The sequence below is a fragment of the Falsigemmobacter faecalis genome, from assembly GCF_003863335.1.
GTDB lineage: Bacteria > Pseudomonadota > Alphaproteobacteria > Rhodobacterales > Rhodobacteraceae > Wagnerdoeblera > Wagnerdoeblera faecalis.
Genome location: NZ_RRAZ01000037.1, coordinates 1 through 16,281, shown reverse-complemented (window position 1 = coordinate 16,281; position 16,281 = coordinate 1). Strand labels below are relative to the sequence as shown.

Annotated in this window: 11 protein-coding genes and 2 pseudogenes; 9 read left to right on the top strand and 4 right to left on the bottom strand. The window is 63.3% G+C overall.

Annotated features, from left to right (window positions below; all coding sequences use genetic code 11):
* Positions 1 to 37: 37 nt before the first annotated feature.
* The 8 genes from EG244_RS17470 (at position 38) to EG244_RS17435 (ending at position 9,164) form a co-directional block, all read left to right on the top strand.
* Positions 38 to 667 (top strand): pyridoxamine 5'-phosphate oxidase family protein, encoded by a 630-nt coding sequence (locus tag EG244_RS17470; RefSeq protein WP_124966460.1) that lies wholly within the window; start codon positions 38 to 40, stop codon positions 665 to 667.
* 400 nt (positions 668 to 1,067) lie between these two features.
* Complete coding sequence (locus tag EG244_RS17465; RefSeq protein ID WP_124966459.1) at positions 1,068 to 1,691, top strand: GNAT family N-acetyltransferase; 624 nt, start codon at positions 1,068 to 1,070, stop codon at positions 1,689 to 1,691.
* Positions 1,688 to 3,466 (top strand): amino acid ABC transporter permease/ATP-binding protein, encoded by a 1,779-nt coding sequence (locus EG244_RS21655; protein WP_124966458.1) that lies wholly within the window; start codon positions 1,688 to 1,690, stop codon positions 3,464 to 3,466. The genes EG244_RS17465 and EG244_RS21655 overlap by 4 nt, the downstream gene beginning before the upstream one ends.
* A 94-nt stretch (positions 3,467 to 3,560) precedes the next feature.
* A complete protein-coding gene (locus EG244_RS17455; RefSeq protein WP_124966457.1) occupies positions 3,561 to 4,487 on the top strand; it encodes an ABC transporter substrate-binding protein in 927 nt (308 codons plus the stop codon).
* Between the two features lie 59 nt (positions 4,488 to 4,546).
* Positions 4,547 to 5,479: an ABC transporter substrate-binding protein gene (locus EG244_RS17450; RefSeq protein WP_124966456.1), complete on the top strand. Its 933-nt coding sequence runs from the start codon at positions 4,547 to 4,549 to the stop codon at positions 5,477 to 5,479.
* Positions 5,480 to 5,482: 3 nt separating this feature from the next.
* The gene (locus EG244_RS17445; RefSeq protein ID WP_124966455.1) at positions 5,483 to 6,463 is read left to right on the top strand and encodes an LLM class flavin-dependent oxidoreductase; all 981 of its coding nucleotides are present in this window, start codon (positions 5,483 to 5,485) and stop codon (positions 6,461 to 6,463) included.
* A 201-nt stretch (positions 6,464 to 6,664) separates the two neighbouring features.
* Entirely contained in the window at positions 6,665 to 7,621 is a 957-nt protein-coding gene (locus EG244_RS17440) for an acetamidase/formamidase family protein (protein WP_124966454.1), read from the top strand.
* Between the two features lie 34 nt (positions 7,622 to 7,655).
* Positions 7,656 to 9,164: an ABC transporter substrate-binding protein gene (locus EG244_RS17435; RefSeq protein ID WP_124966453.1), complete on the top strand. Its 1,509-nt coding sequence runs from the start codon at positions 7,656 to 7,658 to the stop codon at positions 9,162 to 9,164.
* 185 nt (positions 9,165 to 9,349) lie between these two features.
* Here the strand turns inward: EG244_RS17435 and EG244_RS17430 are convergent, their stop codons facing one another.
* Entirely contained in the window at positions 9,350 to 10,864 is a 1,515-nt protein-coding gene (locus EG244_RS17430; protein ID WP_124966452.1) for a malonate--CoA ligase, read from the bottom strand.
* 180 nt (positions 10,865 to 11,044) lie between these two features.
* The gene (locus EG244_RS17425) at positions 11,045 to 11,956 is read right to left on the bottom strand and encodes a LysR substrate-binding domain-containing protein (RefSeq protein ID WP_124966451.1); all 912 of its coding nucleotides are present in this window, start codon (positions 11,954 to 11,956) and stop codon (positions 11,045 to 11,047) included.
* A gap of 125 nt (positions 11,957 to 12,081) precedes the next feature.
* Here EG244_RS17425 and katG point away from each other — a divergent pair, with 125 nt between their 5' ends.
* A complete protein-coding gene (gene katG / locus EG244_RS17420; RefSeq protein WP_124966450.1) occupies positions 12,082 to 14,262 on the top strand; it encodes a catalase/peroxidase HPI in 2,181 nt (726 codons plus the stop codon).
* A 233-nt stretch (positions 14,263 to 14,495) separates the two neighbouring features.
* On the opposite strand, the pseudogene EG244_RS21080 reads toward katG, so the two are convergent.
* Positions 14,496 to 14,689 (bottom strand): annotated as a pseudogene (locus EG244_RS21080) (IS5/IS1182 family transposase); the annotation flags it as partial.
* A gap of 237 nt (positions 14,690 to 14,926) precedes the next feature.
* Positions 14,927 to 15,982, bottom strand: a pseudogene (locus tag EG244_RS17415) (IS5 family transposase).
* Positions 15,983 to 16,281: the final 299 nt, after the last annotated feature.

The following is a 16,281-nucleotide window of genomic DNA, read 5'->3' as shown; positions in this document are numbered from 1 at the left end:
TGTTATCCTGGTCCTGAAAATAGCAGGAGGGCCGGGCATGGCGGAGGGGAACGAGGGCGCGGTCATCCGCAGTCTGGCGGCGCTGGAGGCGCTTTACGACGCGCCGGGGCGTGGCTCGATCGTGAAGGAATGCGATCACATTCATCCGCTTTATCGCCCCTTCATTGAGGCCGCGCCCTTTGTGGTGCTGGCCACCGCAGGGCCGGAGGGGCCGGATCTGAGCCCGCGGGGCGATGGGCCGGGGTTTTTGCGGGTGACCGATCCGCGGGAGGTGCTGATGCCGGACCGGCGCGGCAACAACCGTCTCGACAGTCTGCGCAATATCGTCACCGACCCGCGGGTGGCGCTGCTTTTCATCGTGCCTGGTGTGGGCGAGACCCTGCGGCTGACGGGGCGGGCCGAGGTGACCACCGATCCGGCGCTTTGTGCGTCATTCGCGCAAAACGGCCAAAGCCCGCGCGTGGTGGTGCGGATCGCGGTGAGCAAGGTGTTTTTCCAATGCAGCCGCGCGGTTTTGCGCGCGAAACTCTGGGAGGCGGGGGCGCAGATCCCGCGCGCCGCACTGCCCTCGGCGGGGGCCATTCTGGCGGCGCTTTCGGAAGGGGAACTGGGCGGCCGGGCCTATGATGCGGCGCTGCCCGCACGGCTGAGGGACACGCTTTACTGATTGCCGCTTCGAATCACGCCTGCGGGGGGCAAAGGGGCGGCTGTTCTGGCGGCGGGGCGGCGGGGGGAAGAATTCGCTCTCCGGGGGGCGAAAATCGACCGGGACGTTTCATTTACTCCGCCGCCCCGCGCCCTATTGTGTAAGCATCGCCGCCTGCCCGGGAAGGGTGCAGGCTCAGTTTAAAGGAGACTGGCTGATGCAGATTTTTGCTGTCCTGCCCGCCGCCGTCCGGTCCGGCTGTTGTCGGTCTTCGTGTCGAATGTGCGCGGTCTGACCCCGCCGCCGTAACACGCCCCCCTGATCCGCAGAGCCGCTGACCCCTTTGAGAGGGCTGGTTTTGCACGCCCCCTTGCTGACGAAAGTGCGCCGCCGCCGCTTTCGCTGACGGAGACTTTTTGCCATGACCGAGGCTCAGACCGCCGACCGTATTTTTGTCACCTCCCCCGATGATCCCCGCGCAAAGCCGCTGGTGGAAGATCTGATCCGCGAATACGACAGCCGCTATGGCACGCTTTTCAGCAGCGAGGGTGCGCGGGCAGAGCTTTACCGCTATCCGGCTGCGGCCTTTACCGAAGGCCAGCGCGGTGCCTTTTTGCTGATGGAGCGCGCGGGCCGCGTGATCGCGGGCGGGGCGTTCATGTTTTATGACGCCGGGACCGCTGAGTTAAAGCGGGTCTGGGCCGATCCGGCCTTCCGCCGCCAGGGTCTGGCAAAGCGCGTCGTCGAAGCGCTTGAACGCGCGGCAGAGGCCCAGGGCTATACCCGGGTTTATCTGACCACCGGGTTCCGGCAGCCCGAGGCGCGTGAGCTGTATCTGTCGCTTGGCTATCGGCCGCTCTTTGATCCGACGATCCCGGGAGAGCTTTACGCCACGCTGCCTTTTGAGAAGCATATCGGGGCATTGCGCGGTGTGACGCCGAATTCGCCGCTGCGTGCCCCGGCCGCGACGCCCGAAGCGGCGGCGGCTGCAGCCTCTGCGCGTAAGGCACAGACCGCGTCGCGCAAGTCGGAGGTGGCGGCATGAGCGTTACCGATTTCGACCGCCTGCCGATCGCGGCGACCCCGGCGGCGGAGGGGCATCTGAAGGTGGTGCCGGTGCGCCACCGGGCGCGCACGCTTGGCACCGTGGCCGCCGTGGTGGTGCTGGGGCTGATTTTGCAATCGGTTCTGGGCAATCCCCGCTGGGGCTGGGGCATCTTTGCGCAGTGGTTCTTCTCTGAGCCGGTGCTGATGGGGCTGGGGCGCACGCTTTTGCTGACGGCACTTGGGGCGCTTTTTGGCTTTACGCTGGGCACGGTGCTGGCGCTGGCGCGGGTGTCATCTTCGCCCCTGCTGGCGGGGCTGGCCTGGGGGTTTATCTGGCTCTTTCGTTCGCTGCCGCTGATTGTGCTGCTGTTGATCCTGAATAACCTCGGCTATCTTTATGAGACCGTGGCTCTGGGCGTGCCCTTTACCGATATCACCTTTGCCAGCTGGTCCACCACGCAGCTGATGACGCCCTTTCTGGCCGCCGTTCTGGGGCTGACACTGAATCTGGGGGCGTTCTCGGCCGAGGTGATCCGCGGGGGGATCCTCAGCGTCGATCAGGGCCAGCATGAGGCGGCGGCGGCGCTTGGCCTGCCCAAAAGCCATCAGGCGCGGCGCATTGTGCTGCCCCAGGCGATGCGTTCGATCGTGCCGACGGCGTTTAATGAGATCATTGGTCTCGCGAAGGGGACCTCGGTGGTCTATGTCCTGGCGCTGCCGGAGCTGTTTTACACCATTCAGATCATCTACCGCCGCAACCTTGAGGTTATTCCGCTGCTGATGGTCGCGACCGTCTGGTATCTGATCATCCTCTCGGTACTCTCGGTCATTCAGTATCACATTGAGCGTCACTATGCCCGTGGTGCGCTGCGCACGCTGCCGCCGAATGCCTTTCGGGTGGTCTTTGCCAAACTCGGTCTGGTGCCGCTTCATCCGGCAGAAAAGCCGGTGGCGGTGGTTGCAGAGGCGCAGACTGTGCCGGTCACCTCGCGCGGTTTTGAGGGGCTGCCCCGGGGCGGGGCGGTGGAAATCCGTGGTGTGGCGAAAAGCTTTGGCACGCTGCAGGTGCTCTCAGACATTGATCTGAGCTTTGCGCCGGGGTCGGTCACGGCGATTATCGGTCCTTCGGGTTCGGGGAAATCGACGCTGCTGCGCGCGATTAACCATCTGGAGCGGGTGGATGCGGGCACCATTGCCATTGACGGAGAGCTGATCGGCTATCGCCGCGACGGCGACACGCTTTATGAGTTGGAAGAGCGCGAGATCCTGAAGCGGCGCACCGATGTCGGCATGGTGTTTCAGAACTTTAACCTCTTTCCGCATCTGACGGTGCTGCAAAATATCACCGAAGCGCCGATCCGGGTGCGCGGCCTTGGCCGGGCTGAGGCTGAGGCGCTGGCACGCGATCTGCTGGCCCGGGTGGGTCTGGCTGAGAAGGCCGATGCCTATCCGCGCCAGCTGTCGGGCGGACAGCAACAGCGGGTGGCGATTGCGCGGACCCTGGCGCTGAAGCCGAAAGTGCTGCTCTTTGATGAGCCGACCTCGGCGCTGGATCCCGAGCTGGTGGGCGAGGTTCTGAATGTTATTCGAGAGCTTGCCGCATCGGGCATCACGCTGATCATCGTCACCCATGAGATCGGCTTTGCCCGCGATGTGGCCGACCGCATCATCTTTATGGAGCAGGGCCGCGTGGTCGAAAGCGGGCCGCCCGCCCGGATCCTGACCGCGCCCCGCCACCAGCGAACGGTGGATTTTCTCGCCCGTGTGAACTGAGCTCTTACCCCCCTTCTGCCTCTCCGCAGTCTCCGGTTCCGGCATGTGCCGGGACCGGCCCGGAGAGGGCAACTCAAATCTTAAGGAAATTCCCATGTCACTTCTTCGTCGCAGCTTTCTCGCCCTGACCCTCTCGGCTCTGCTGCCGCTTCCGGCGCTGGCCCTTGAGGGGATTGACCTCTCGCCCGAACAACCCGGCCGCATCCGGGCTGAAAAGATCCAGGGCGCGATTGATCTTTTGCCGCAGAATTACAAATGGGTGACCCCCGGCAAGCTGACCGTGGCCTCGGTGCCCAATCGTCTGCCGTTTTCGGTCTATGCCACCGACACCCGCACCCCGGTCGGCGGGGAGCCGGATCTGGCGCAGATCGTGGCCGACAGCCTCGGGCTTGAGCTGGAGTTGATCGCCGTGGCCTGGGCCGACTGGCCGCTGGGGCTGGCTTCGGGCAAATATGATGCGGTGATCCACAACATCACCGTCACCGAGGCGCGCAAAGAGAAATTCGATTTCTCGACCTATCGCAATGATCTTCTTGGGTTTTATGTCTCCAAAAACAGCCCCGTCACGCAGATCACCGAGCGCAGCCAGATTGCCGGTCTGAAAGCCGCGGTCTTCTCGGGGACCAACCAGGAAGAGATTCTGCTGCGCTGGATCGAAGAGAATAAGGCCGAAGGGCTGGCGCCGACCGAAGTCTTCTATTTCGACGATGATGTGGTGCAGGACCTGGCGCTGGAATCGGGGCGGATTGATTTCTACCTCGGACCCAATGCGACCTCGGCTTTCAAGGCGGCGAAGGACGGCAATATTCGCCTGGTCGGCACGCTGTCGGGGGGCTTTCCGCTGACCGCTGAGATCGCGGTGGCGACGAAGAAGGATGCGGGGCTGGCCGATGCGGTGACGGCGGCGCTGAACGGGCAGATCGCCAATGGCACCTATGGCAAGGTGCTGGGCAAATGGGGTCTGGATGCCGAGGCCATCTCAGAGAGCCGCATCAATCCGCCGGGTCTGCCTGCGAAGTAACTTTCCCGGCTCCGCCCGGGGATCGGGCGGGGTCTGACCTTTTCAGATCGGATCATCTTATGAGCTTTCTCAGCCGCCGCCTTCTTCTGTCGCTCTCGCTGGCCGCCCTTGGGGTGTCGGCGGCGGGGGCGAAGGATCTGCCCTTTGACCTCTCGCCCGAGCAGCCCGACCGCGCGCATATCGGCGCCAATGCAGAGGCCATTGCCGCGATCCCGAAGGAGTTTAAATTCGTCACCCCTGGGAAATTCACCATCGGCACCAATCCTTCGGGGCCGCCGCTTGCCACCTATGCCAGTGACACCGCGACCGTGGTGGGGGCGGATCCCGATATCGCCTCGCTGATCGCCGAAAGTCTGGGCCTGGAGCTGGAGATCGTGACGGTGACCTGGGCCGACTGGCCGCTGGCGCTGCAATCGGGCAAGGTGGATGCGGTTTTCTCGAATGTGGGCGTGACGGAAGAGCGCAAAGAGAAATTCGATTTCGCCACCTATCGTCAGGGCCTGCATGGGTTTTTCGTGCATAACAACAGCCCCGTGCAAAAGATCGCAGAGCCGAAAGATATCTCGGGTCTGAAGATCGTGGTCGGCGTCGGCACCAATCAGGAGCGTATTTTAGGCAAATGGAATGAGCTGGTCCTTGAGGCCGGATTGCCGCCTGCGGAGCTGGTTTACTACGATGATGAGGGCACCAAGCTGCTGGCGCTGCGCGCCGGGCGGGTGGATGTTATGGTGCAGCCCCATGCGCAGCTGGTGCTGATCGCCGAGCGGGATGGCGATTTCCGCAAAGTGGGCGTGCTTTCCGCCGGTTGGCCGGAGAAATCGGATGTGGCGGCGACCTTCCGCAAGGGCTCGGGTCTGGCAGAGCCGGTGGCGATCGCGGTCAATGGGCTGCTGAAGGACGGGGTTTATGCCCGCACCCTGGCGCGCTGGCTGGTCAGTGATGAGGGGCTGGAGGTCTCCCGCGTCAACCCGCCGGGCCTGCCGAAGTTCTGAGCCATGGCGATTTCTCATTTCGCATTGCTGATCCCGGGCAACTACGGTTTTGACGCGCCGCGCCAGGGGCTGGAGGAGACCCTTTCGCTCTTTACCCTTGCGGAAGAGCTGGGCTTTGACAGCGCCTGGGTGCGCCAGCGGCATCTGGAGCGCGGGGTCTCCTCGGCGGCGACCTTTCTGGCGGCGGCCACGCAGCGCACCTCGCGCATTGGCCTTGGGACGGGGGTGATCCCGCTGGGCTATGAGACGCCTTTGCGGCTGGCGGAAGATCTGGCCACGGTGGATGTGCTCTCGGGCGGGCGGCTGAATGTGGGCGTCAGCGCCGGGGGGGCGGCTTTCGCCGATCTGCTGGGCCCGCTTTTGCCGCTGCGCGCGCCGGGGGCAAAGCATGAAACGGCGGCGCTGCTGGCGCAGGCCTTGCGATCAGAGCCGCTGGCGGATCAGGCCTTAAGCGGCAATGCCGCCGGGGCCCAGGTGCCGCGGGTGCTGCCCCATGCGGCGGGTCTGACAGAGCGGCTTTGGTATGGCGCGGGCTCGACCGCTTCGGCGACCTGGGCGGCGCAGAACGGCTGGCATCTGCTGACCGGGAATGTGATCACGGCTGAGGGGAGCGAGGATTTTCTGACCACGCAAAGGCAGTTGATCGAGAGCCACCGCCGCGACTGGGCGGGTCCGGGCGGGCCGCGCCTTGGGCTGGGTCGGGTGATCCTGCTGACCGACAGCGCCACGCCGGAGCAGGCGGCGCGCTACAGGGCCTACCGCGATGCGCGGCTGGCGCGGACGCGCGCGCCCAACGGGCCGGGGCGGGTGATGTTTCTGCCCGATCTGGTCGGCCACAGCGAGGAGATCCTGGCGGCCCTGGCCCGCGATCCGGTGCTGCCGCTGAGCAACCATCTGCGCTTTGAGCTGCCCTATGAATTTGAAGCGGCGGATTATCGACAGATTCTGCGCGATGCGGTCAAACTTTTTGCACCGCTGCGCTGAGATCTCAGTCATCTGCCTGAAAAGGCAGTCATTTGAGGCGTGAATGCCCGGGAAGTCAGCACTTTGTGATTTTAATGCATCATTAAGAGGCGAATGACAGGTGGCGCTTTGCCACAGCCCTCTGCTCACGTTGACATCCCCCCTCGGGCGGGCACCGATGCACTGTAGCGCACCCGGTGCCTGTTCAACTAAGAGGCTGTTATGTCAGATCTTTTCCTGCCCGCCACCCCGTCTACGGTGCATTGGGGCCGCTTTTGGTCTGACCTGCCGCCGGTCATGGAAGTCGATCCCGGTGCCCGGGTGAGGATTGAGACCTTCTCGGGTCGCGAGATGCATCTGCCCAAAGCGGGCTCGGGCAGGACGGTCAGCGCGGCGCATCGCGCGGTGCTGGATGCCGATCTGCCGCGGGTGGCGCATCTGCTGACCGGCCCGGTCGCGGTGCGCGGCGCGATGCCCGGCGATGTGCTGGAGATCGCGATTGAGAAGATCGATCTGGGCGCGGACTGGGGCTATAATGCGCTGCGCCCGAGCGCGGGCACGCTGATGGGCGAGCTGCCGGTTTCGGCGATGAACCTTGATGTGATCCCGATCGACCGCGCGGCAAAAACCGCCCGTCTGCCCTGGGGCGCGGTGCTGCCGCTGTCGCCCTTCTTCGGGGTCATGGGGCTGGCGCCTGCGCCGGAATGGGGGGAACTCACTTCGGTGCAGCCGCGGGTTTTTGGCGGCAATATTGACCTGAAACTGCTGACCGAAGGCGCGAAGCTTTTTCTGCCGGTGCAGGCCGAAGGGGGGCTGTTCTCCTGCGGGGACGGGCACGGCTGTCAGGGCGATGGCGAGGTCTGCATCACAGCGCTTGAGACCTCACTGACCGGGACTTTCACCTTTGGGCTGCACAAAAAGGGCGCGCTGCAGGTCGATTATCCGATGGCCGAAACGGCGGATGAATTCATCACCATGGGCTTTCATGAAAGCCTCGATCAGGCGCTGAAAATCGCGCTGCGTCAGATGATTGCGCTGATCTCGCGCCACTGCGGCATCACCCCGGGTGAGGCCTATCAATTCTGCTCTATGGCGGTCGATTTTGCGGTGACCCAATCGGTCAACGGCGAAAAAGGCATCCATGGCCGCGTGAAAAAATCCCTGCTGCAGCGCGGCTGAGCGGGACTGTCTTTCGATTTAAAGGACCAACAGGATGACTTCTACGCTCCTGCGCGGGCTGCTGCTTTCAGTGGCACTCGCAACCCCGGCTTTGTCGGCGGATCTTCGCATCGGTCTGAATGATGACGCCGATGTTCTGGACCCGGTTTTCTCGCGCACCTTTGTGGGTGAGATCGTCATGGCCTCGATGTGCGATAAGCTGGTGGGCTTTTCGGCGGCCTCGGAGCTGGTTCCGGCGCTGGCGACGGGCTGGACGCTCTCGGAGGATGGTCTGTCGCTGAGCCTGACGCTGCGCGAGGGCGTGAGCTTCCAGGATGGCACGCCCTTTGATGCGGCGGCGGTGGTGCACAGCATCATGCGTGCGAAAACCGCCCAGGGCAGCCGCCGTGCAAGCGAGCTTTCTTCGGTGAATGAGATCACCGCGAAGGGCAGCCATGAGGTGGTTTTCACGCTGAATGCGCCCGATGCCACGCTGATCCCGCGTCTTGCGGCGCGGGCGGGCGTGATCACCTCGCCCACCGCCGTTGAGGCGTCGGGCGAGACTTTCGGCGCACATCCGGTCTGCGTCGGCCCCTATAAGTTCAAAGAGCGCGTGGCCCAGGACCGCATCGTTCTGGAAAAAGACGCCGGCTATTATAACGCCGTCGGATATACCTTTGACACCGTGACCTTCCTGCCGATCCCGGATTCGACCGTGCGTCTGGCCAACCTGCGCTCGGGCGATCTCGATATGATCGAGCGGATCGCGCCGGCGGATCTGGCAACCGTCACCTCGGATGCGCGTCTGGCCCATGTGAAGGCCCAGAGCCTCGGCTATCAGGGTATGACGGTCAACCTGGCCAACGGCACCGGCGCGGGTGCGCATAACCCGCTGTCGCAGCACAAAGAACTGCGCCAGGCGCTGTCTTATGCCATCGACCGCGAGGCGCTGAACCAGGTGGTCTTTGAGGGGCTTTATACGCCCGGCAACCAGCCCTTCGCGCCGGGCTCGTTCTGGAATGACGCCGGGACCCCGGTGCCGCAGCGCGATCTGGCCAAAGCGCGTGAGCTGATTAAATCGGTGGGTCTTGAGGGCTTCAGCTTCACTCTGACCGTGCCGAACAACCAGGTGAACCTGCAGGTGGCGCAGGTGCTGCAGGCCATGGTCGCAGAGGCCGGGATTGAGGTGAAGATTGAGGCGGTTGAATTTGCCTCGATGCTCGCCGCGCAGGCGGAAGGCCGCTATGAGGCGACGCTGACCGGCTGGTCGGGCTATGTCGATCCTGACACCAACCTTAACCAGTTCGTCGTCACCGGCGGTGGCATGAACGACGCGAAGCTCTCAAACGCGGTTGTGGATGAGGCGCTGGCGGCGGCCCGGGCGCAAAGCGATCCGGCGCTGCGCAAGGTGCAGTATGATGCCGCGCGCAAAGTGCTGAACGATGAGCTGCCGCTGGTCTATCTTTATCACCAGGCCTGGATCTGGGGCTTCAACACCGCTGTGCAGGGCTTTCAGCCCTATGCGGATGGTCTGATCCGTCTCGAAGGCGTGACCAAGGGCTGATCTTTACGGGGCGGTGCGGCTGTTAAAGGCACGCACCGCCCCGCGCATGACCCGGGCCAGAGCGGCCAGCCGCTCTGTCTCTTTCTGGCGGCTTCGCCTGAGGGGCTGTCGCGCGACCATCCGCTTTTCGCGCAGAGCTTCCGAGCGCAGATCAGCGCAATTTGTCCCGGCCGGGCCGTTTGACGTCAGGCGCGGAAACTCTCTGCATATTCTTTGCGCAGCAGGTTCTTTTGCACTTTGCCCATGGTGTTGCGCGGCAGTTCATCCACCACGACATAGCGCTTGGGTTGTTTGAACTTTGCCAATTCGTCCGAGAGCCTGGCTTTGATCGCCGCAAGATCCGGCTCAACCCCCGGCTGGCGGACGAGAACCGCCACCACGGCTTCGCCGAAATCGGGATGCGGCACGCCCACAACGGCGCTTTCCAAAACGCCGGGCCGGGCATCAAGGATCAGCTCCAGCTCTTTGGGGTAGATGTTATATCCCCCTGAGATGATAAGATCTTTCTGGCGGCCGACGATGGTGACATAGCCCTGGTCGTCCATGACCGCGATATCGCCGGTGATGAAAAAGCCGTCGGGGCGCAGTTCCTCAGCGGTCTTTTCGGGCATGTTCCAATAGCCCTGAAAGACATTCGGGCCGCGCACTTCGATCATGCCAGGCCTGCCCTTGGGCAGGGTCTCTCCGGTGGCGGGATCGGTGATTTTCACCTCAATCCCCGGCAGGGCGGGGCCGACGGTTCCGGCGCGGCGCTCGCCTTCATATGGGTTTGAGGTGGTCATATTGGTCTCGGTCATGCCGTAGCGTTCAAGGATGCGGTGGCCGCTGCGCTCTTCAAAGGCGATATGGGTCTCTGCCAGAAGCGGGGCTGAGCCGGAGGTGAAAAGCCGCATATGGGCGGTCAGATCGCGGGTGAAGCCGGGCTCTGAGAGAAGCCGGGTGTAAAAGGTCGGCACCCCCATCATGGTGGTGGCGCGCGGCAGAAAAGCGAGGGCCTCGGCGGTGTTAAAGCCCGGCAGGAAAATCATTTTTCCACCTGAGAGCAGCGAGACATTGCTGGCGACAAACAGACCGTGGGTGTGAAAAATCGGCAGCATGTGCAAAAGCGTGTCGTCGGGGGTGAAGTGCCAGGCCTTCACCAGGACGCGGGCGTTTTCCAAAAGATTGCGCTGCGAGAGCATCGCGCCTTTTGAGCGCCCGGTGGTGCCCGAGGTGTAAAGGATCGCCGCCAGATCATCGGGCGCGCGCTCCACGGGCTGGAAATCGTCGGCTGCCCGATCGGCCAGGGCGGCAAGGCTGCCGTCCCCCGCGGCCCCCAGGGTTTCAAAGCGCGCCCCGGCAGAGGCGGCGACCGCGCCCAGGGCCGCGGCTTTTTCCGGGTCGCCAACCAGCAGGGCCGCGCCGCTGTCTGTCACGAAATAGCTGACCTCAGGGCCGGTATAGGCGGTGTTCAGCGGCAAAAACACCACGCCTGCGGCGAGGCTTGCGGCGTAAAGCGCCAGGGCTTCACCCGATTTGGCGATCTGAACCGCCATCCGGTCGCCGGGACGCAGACCGAGATCGCTGAGCACGCGGGCATAGCGCAGCGCGCGGGCGACAAAATCCGCGCCGCTCATTTCGCTTTGATCCTGAAGGATCAGCAGCGGGCTCCGGCGGGCTTTATGCGGGGCGATCAGGGCGTCAAAAAGCGGGTTGGTCATCGGTGTCTTCCTGCCAGCGGCGCCTTTTTCGCATGCGCCCGCCGATGTTATGGCGCGGGCGGGCTGCGGCTGGCAAAGGATTTATCGCGGGTTCGGGCCTTTGCTGATACCCTCAGGCGCGGGGCGGCGGAATTCCGGTGCCGCCTTCTGGTTGCGCGGGCTTATGCGCCGGAGCCGCCTTCAGCGGGGCGGAAGACCTGCGCTCAGGCGCTCATGCTCGGTGCGGATCAGGCTGGCGATCTCGCTCAGATGCTGCGAGAGGGGGTTGCTGCTGCGCCAGATCATCCCGATGCGGCGCACCGGGCGGGGCCGCGACAGGCGGGTGACGCTGACATCCGAGCCTGCGGTTTCGCGCGCGATGGCCATGGCGGGGATCAGGGTCACGCCGATCCCGGCCTCCACCATCTGCACAAGCGTCGCCAGCGACGTCCCCTCCAGCATATCGGGGGCGACGTCATTTTGCATCGAGCAATAGCCAAGCGCCTGATCGCGGAAGCAGTGCCCCTCCTCCAGCAGCAAAAGCCGCATGCCCGGCGGCAGCAGGCCGGGAAAGGGCAGCGGATCGCCCGCATCTTGCGCAGGCCGCACGAGGTGGAATTCCTCTTCAAACAGGAAATGCTCTTCCAGACCGGGTTCTGAGACCGGCAGCGCCATCACCGCGGCGTCAAGGCGGCCTGCGGTCAGCTCTTCAATCAGCTTGTCGGTGGTGGTTTCGCGCGGGCGCAGGTCAAGATCGGGCATCTCGTCCAGCAGCCGCCGGATCACTGCGGGAAAGAGATAGGGCGCAACCGTTGAAATCATCCCAAGGCGCAGCGTCCCCTGCATCCGGCCCTGGGCCGCGCGGGCGAGGTCCGAAAGCTCTGACACCTCCAGCAAAATCCCCCGGGCGCGCTTTTCAAAGACCTCACCAAGGGCTGTCAGACCAATCTGACGGCTGCCGCGTTCGACCAGCGGCGCACCGAGCAGGGTCTCCAGCTCTTTGATCTGCAGCGATAAAGCGGGCTGGCTGATGGCGCAGGCCTCGGCGGCGCGCTGAAAGTGGCGATGCTGGGCGAGGGCTGCGAAATAGCGCAGATGCTTCAGGGTTATCATAAGCTAAGCTTATCACATCTATTTGAAAATACTAGTTCAATTTATGAAACTTATGGGCTATAGACCGGACATCACTTCGGAAGCGGCCTGTCCGCGCCCGCTTCGCGCCATCTGAGGGAACCAGAATGACCGACAACTCCACCTCTTCTGCAGGCAAATGCCCGGTGATGCACGGGGCCGCGACCGCCAGAAACGGCGCAGGCAGCGCCTTTTGGCCCAATGCTCTGAACCTCGACATCCTGCACCAGCATGACCGCAAGACCAACCCGATGGGGGCGGATTTCAACTACCGCGCAGAGCTGGCCAAGCTTGATGTGGAAGCGCTGAAAGCCGATCTGCGCGCGCTGATGAACGACAGCCAGGACTGGTGGCCGGCAGACTGGGGCAGCTATGTGGGCATGATGGCCCGCGTCACCTGGCACGCTGCGGGGTCCTACCGCAACACCGACGGTCGTGGCGGCAATGGCACCGGCAACCAGCGTTTTGCGCCGCTGAACTCCTGGCCGGACAACGTCAATACCGACAAAGGCCGCCGTCTGCTTTGGCCGCTGAAGAAGAAATACGGCAATAAGATCTCCTGGGCTGACCTGATCTCGCTGGCAGGCACCATCGCCTATGAGGTTGCCGGTCTGAAGACCTATGGCTTCGCCTTTGGCCGCGAAGACATCTGGCATCCGGAAAAAGACATCTACTGGGGTGACGAGCAGGAGTGGCTGGCCCCCTCGGACACCCGCTTTGCGGATGTGAAGGACTCGGCCTCGCTCGAGAACCCGCTGGCTGCCGTGCAGATGGGTCTGATCTATGTGAACCCGGAGGGCGTTAACGGCCAGCCGAACCCGCAGGCGACCGCGCTGATGATGCGCGAAACCTTTGCCCGCATGGGGATGAACGACGAAGAAACCGTCGCTCTGACCGCAGGTGGCCATACCATCGGGAAAGCCCATGGCAACGGTAATGCGGCGGACCTGTCGTCGGATCCGGAATCGGCCGATGTGACCGCGCAGGGCATGGGCTGGTTCAACACCAAAGGCCGCGGCATTGGCCGTGACACCGTGGTTTCGGGCATTGAAGGCGCATGGACCACCAACCCGACCCGTTGGGACAATGAGTTCTTCACGCTTCTGTTCAAATACGACTGGACCCTGACCCGCTCGCCCGCCGGTGCGCAGCAGTGGGAGCCGATCGCGATCACCGAAGAGGACAAGCCGGTTGACGTGGAAGATCCGTCGATCCGCCACATGCCGATGATGACCGATGCCGATATGGCGCTGAAGGTGGACCCGATCTACCGCGAGATTTCGCAGCGTTTCATGAATGATTTCGAGGCTTTCTCGGATGCCTTTGCCCGCGCCTGGTTCAAACTGACCCACCGCGATATGGGTCCGAAAACCCGTTATGTCGGCCCCGATGTTCCGGCGGAAGATCTGGTCTGGCAGGATCCGATCCCGGCTGGCAACACCGGTTACGATCTGGCTGCGGTGCGTGCGAAAATCGCCGCCTCCGGTCTGTCGAATGCTGAGATGATCGCCACCGCCTGGGACAGCGCCCGCACCTTCCGCGGCTCGGATATGCGCGGCGGGGCCAATGGTGCCCGCATCCGTCTGGCGCCGCAGAAAGACTGGGACGGCAATGAGCCCGCCCGTCTGGCCAAAGTGCTGGCCGCTCTGGAGCCGATCGCGGCTGAAACCGGTGCTTCGGTGGCAGATGTCATCGTTCTGGCCGGGAATATCGGGATTGAAAACGCGATCCGCGCGGCGGGCGTCGCGGTGGACGTGCCCTTCGCTGCAGGCCGTGGAGACGCGACTGCCGCGATGACCGATGCCGCCTCCTTCGACGTGCTGGAGCCGAAACACGATGGTTTCCGCAACTATCTGAAGGCGCATTCGGAAATCGTCACCCCGGAAGAAATGCTGCTCGACCGCGCCCAGCTTCTTGGCCTGACGGCTGTGGAGATGACCGCGCTGATCGGTGGTCTGCGGGTGCTCGACACCAATTTCGCGGGCAGCCGTCATGGCGTCTTCACGAAGACCCCGGGCGTTCTCAGCAATGACTTCTTCGTCACGCTGACCGATATGGCCTATTCCTGGAAGCCGACCGGCCGCAACAGCTATGCCATCATCGACCGCGCTTCGGGTGAGACCACCTATACCGCAAGCCGTGTGGATCTGGTCTTTGGCTCGAACTCGATCCTGCGCTCTTACGCAGAGGTCTATGCCCAGGATGACAACAAAGAGAAGTTCGTGCGCGACTTCGTTGCCGCCTGGACCAAGGTGATGACCGCCGACCGCTTCGATCTGCAGGCCTGACTGCTCTGATCTGCTCCGGCCCGGACGGGCCGGGGCCTTAAAGCCCCGCCGCGCATCCCGCGGCGGGGTTTTTCGTCCCGCAGGCGGCCTTTGCGCCATTTGCGTCAGGCCCCGGGTCCGTTGGTTTAATCGGCAGGGAGCCAACCCGTGTCTCCGGACTGTCGCCTAAATTCATAGCGTAATTGACTGATTTATTTAAAAAATCTGCGTGATGCACCCTCTGCCTCATCGCGGCGGGTGAGGGCGCGCCTTCGAAGGATCAAACCGGAGCGGTTCTCCATCAGCGCATGGCCGATAAAGCACAGCTTACACCGGTGCCAGGCGGTTTTTTGTAAAGCCGCGCATCCGGATCTGTCGCCGAGATATGGGTGATACTGGAGCTCTTCGCACGCGGAAAGGTCACTTCGGCATTGCGGCTTTGGCGGTTCATTGGGGTGGTCTCAGAGGTGGTCGGTTCGCGATGGGCTGCGAAGTGCAGCCATCACCTCCCGCGATATCTCCCTGCGCAGCAGCCGGTCCCGGCTCTTTCTGAAGATCGTCGACATCCGTCCGTTCAGGGCTGAAATCCGTCCACCTGACCCTTCACCCCAGACAGGATGTCTGCCCCGCGACCGGCGTTGCTGCAGAAGTAGGCCTTGTCCGGTCGCTCCTCTGTCCCGTAGGTTCAAACCAGGCCCTGGATCCCGGCGGTGCCGAGCGCATTGATGCGGTTCATGAATGCCACGCGGATCCGGACTTCGGCTGTCTGGTGGTGCGGGTCTTGTGAAGCGATGCCTTCGCCAAAGGCCTTGAGGTCGAACCGGTGAACGCCATTGGTTCGGGTGAATCTGTTGGCCTCGATCCTGCTTCGGACATGATATCCAGCCCAACGTGTCCATGCGGCTCGTCTGAGGTGTTGCGCGGCTTTGAGGGTCTCTTGCGGGCCTTGTCGGCTGGACCGTCCTTTCGTCCTCGCCGCCCCATCCTGCGGATGGGTAGATCGCCGTTCCACCGCGCTCTGGCATCGCTTTGTGTCAAAGGCACCGTCGCGGGTCACGGTGTCGATCTGTTCGCCAGAAGGGATCTGGTTCGCAGATGCGGCAGGACAGGGCTGTCGCCTTTATCGCGCGAGGGGAACTCCACGGCGCGGATGTCGCCTGTGGCCGTGTTCATCACAAGTATGAGAAGGATCAGGAACCGATCCGGTGGAGCGTTTTCCCGACGATTGACCCTACGATATTGGCGTCGGCGCTGCGTGCCATGCCTGCGCATAAAAGCCGGGCCGGAAAGGAGTTCGGGGAACCTGATCCCCTTCGCCATGGGCCTCGGACCAGTGGCGGCTCCTTGGCTCAGTGTCCGCCAGCAGGTTCAGCGGACCCGGCGCAGGGCGGTTCGATATCTGCACCATAAGGCGCTTCTGGCGACGGCTCAGGGTCGAGAAGTCGGGCACCGGCCAGTCGAGACCAGCCATCGACAGAATAGTCTCCACCATCCCGGTCGCTTGTCGGAGCGGAGGCCCGAACAGGATTTTCACCACGAGGCAGACCTGAATGGCCTTCGTCGGGCAAACCAATCGCAGGGCATTTGATCCCGGGATCAAATGCTTATCCTGCTCAGACCCGGACTGTTTCTCATCCTTCTCACCGCTGAGGACTGCAGGCCGACCGATATCACCAGTCCCGGGACCGCGCCGCGCCATGTCCTTGTCCACACAGATCAGCAAGGAACCGCGCTGCGTCAGCGCCTCGTTATAGGACTTCCCGTTCGCCGTGCGCTAGCGGGCGGGTTCAGGTCCAGCCCCTTATACCCATGAATTCGTCGTGTGGATCCCGCTCACAGAGGACTTCTGCAACTACACCGTCCTGACCCTGAAAAGATCAGCTATGTGTTTGATCCCACGGTTTGATGGTGTGATCTTTTCGCAGGAATGGAAGGATGTCCTATGGGACAAATTCGTCATGGCAGCGCCACGATCGAGCCATGACATGCCACTGGTTCGAGTGACCATGGCGAGGGCACGCCGTCAGAGCAGCAATACTG

Coding starts and splice junctions, on each gene's coding strand:
- EG244_RS17470 (WP_124966460.1), top strand. CDS start 38: ATGGCGGAGGGGAACGAGGGCGCGGTCATCCGCAGTCTGGCGGCGCTG.
- EG244_RS17465 (WP_124966459.1), top strand. CDS start 1,068: ATGACCGAGGCTCAGACCGCCGACCGTATTTTTGTCACCTCCCCCGAT.
- EG244_RS21655 (WP_124966458.1), top strand. CDS start 1,688: ATGAGCGTTACCGATTTCGACCGCCTGCCGATCGCGGCGACCCCGGCG.
- EG244_RS17455 (WP_124966457.1), top strand. CDS start 3,561: ATGTCACTTCTTCGTCGCAGCTTTCTCGCCCTGACCCTCTCGGCTCTG.
- EG244_RS17450 (WP_124966456.1), top strand. CDS start 4,547: ATGAGCTTTCTCAGCCGCCGCCTTCTTCTGTCGCTCTCGCTGGCCGCC.
- EG244_RS17445 (WP_124966455.1), top strand. CDS start 5,483: ATGGCGATTTCTCATTTCGCATTGCTGATCCCGGGCAACTACGGTTTT.
- EG244_RS17440 (WP_124966454.1), top strand. CDS start 6,665: ATGTCAGATCTTTTCCTGCCCGCCACCCCGTCTACGGTGCATTGGGGC.
- EG244_RS17435 (WP_124966453.1), top strand. CDS start 7,656: ATGACTTCTACGCTCCTGCGCGGGCTGCTGCTTTCAGTGGCACTCGCA.
- EG244_RS17430 (WP_124966452.1), bottom strand. CDS start 10,864: ATGACCAACCCGCTTTTTGACGCCCTGATCGCCCCGCATAAAGCCCGC.
- EG244_RS17425 (WP_124966451.1), bottom strand. CDS start 11,956: ATGATAACCCTGAAGCATCTGCGCTATTTCGCAGCCCTCGCCCAGCAT.
- katG (WP_124966450.1), top strand. CDS start 12,082: ATGACCGACAACTCCACCTCTTCTGCAGGCAAATGCCCGGTGATGCAC.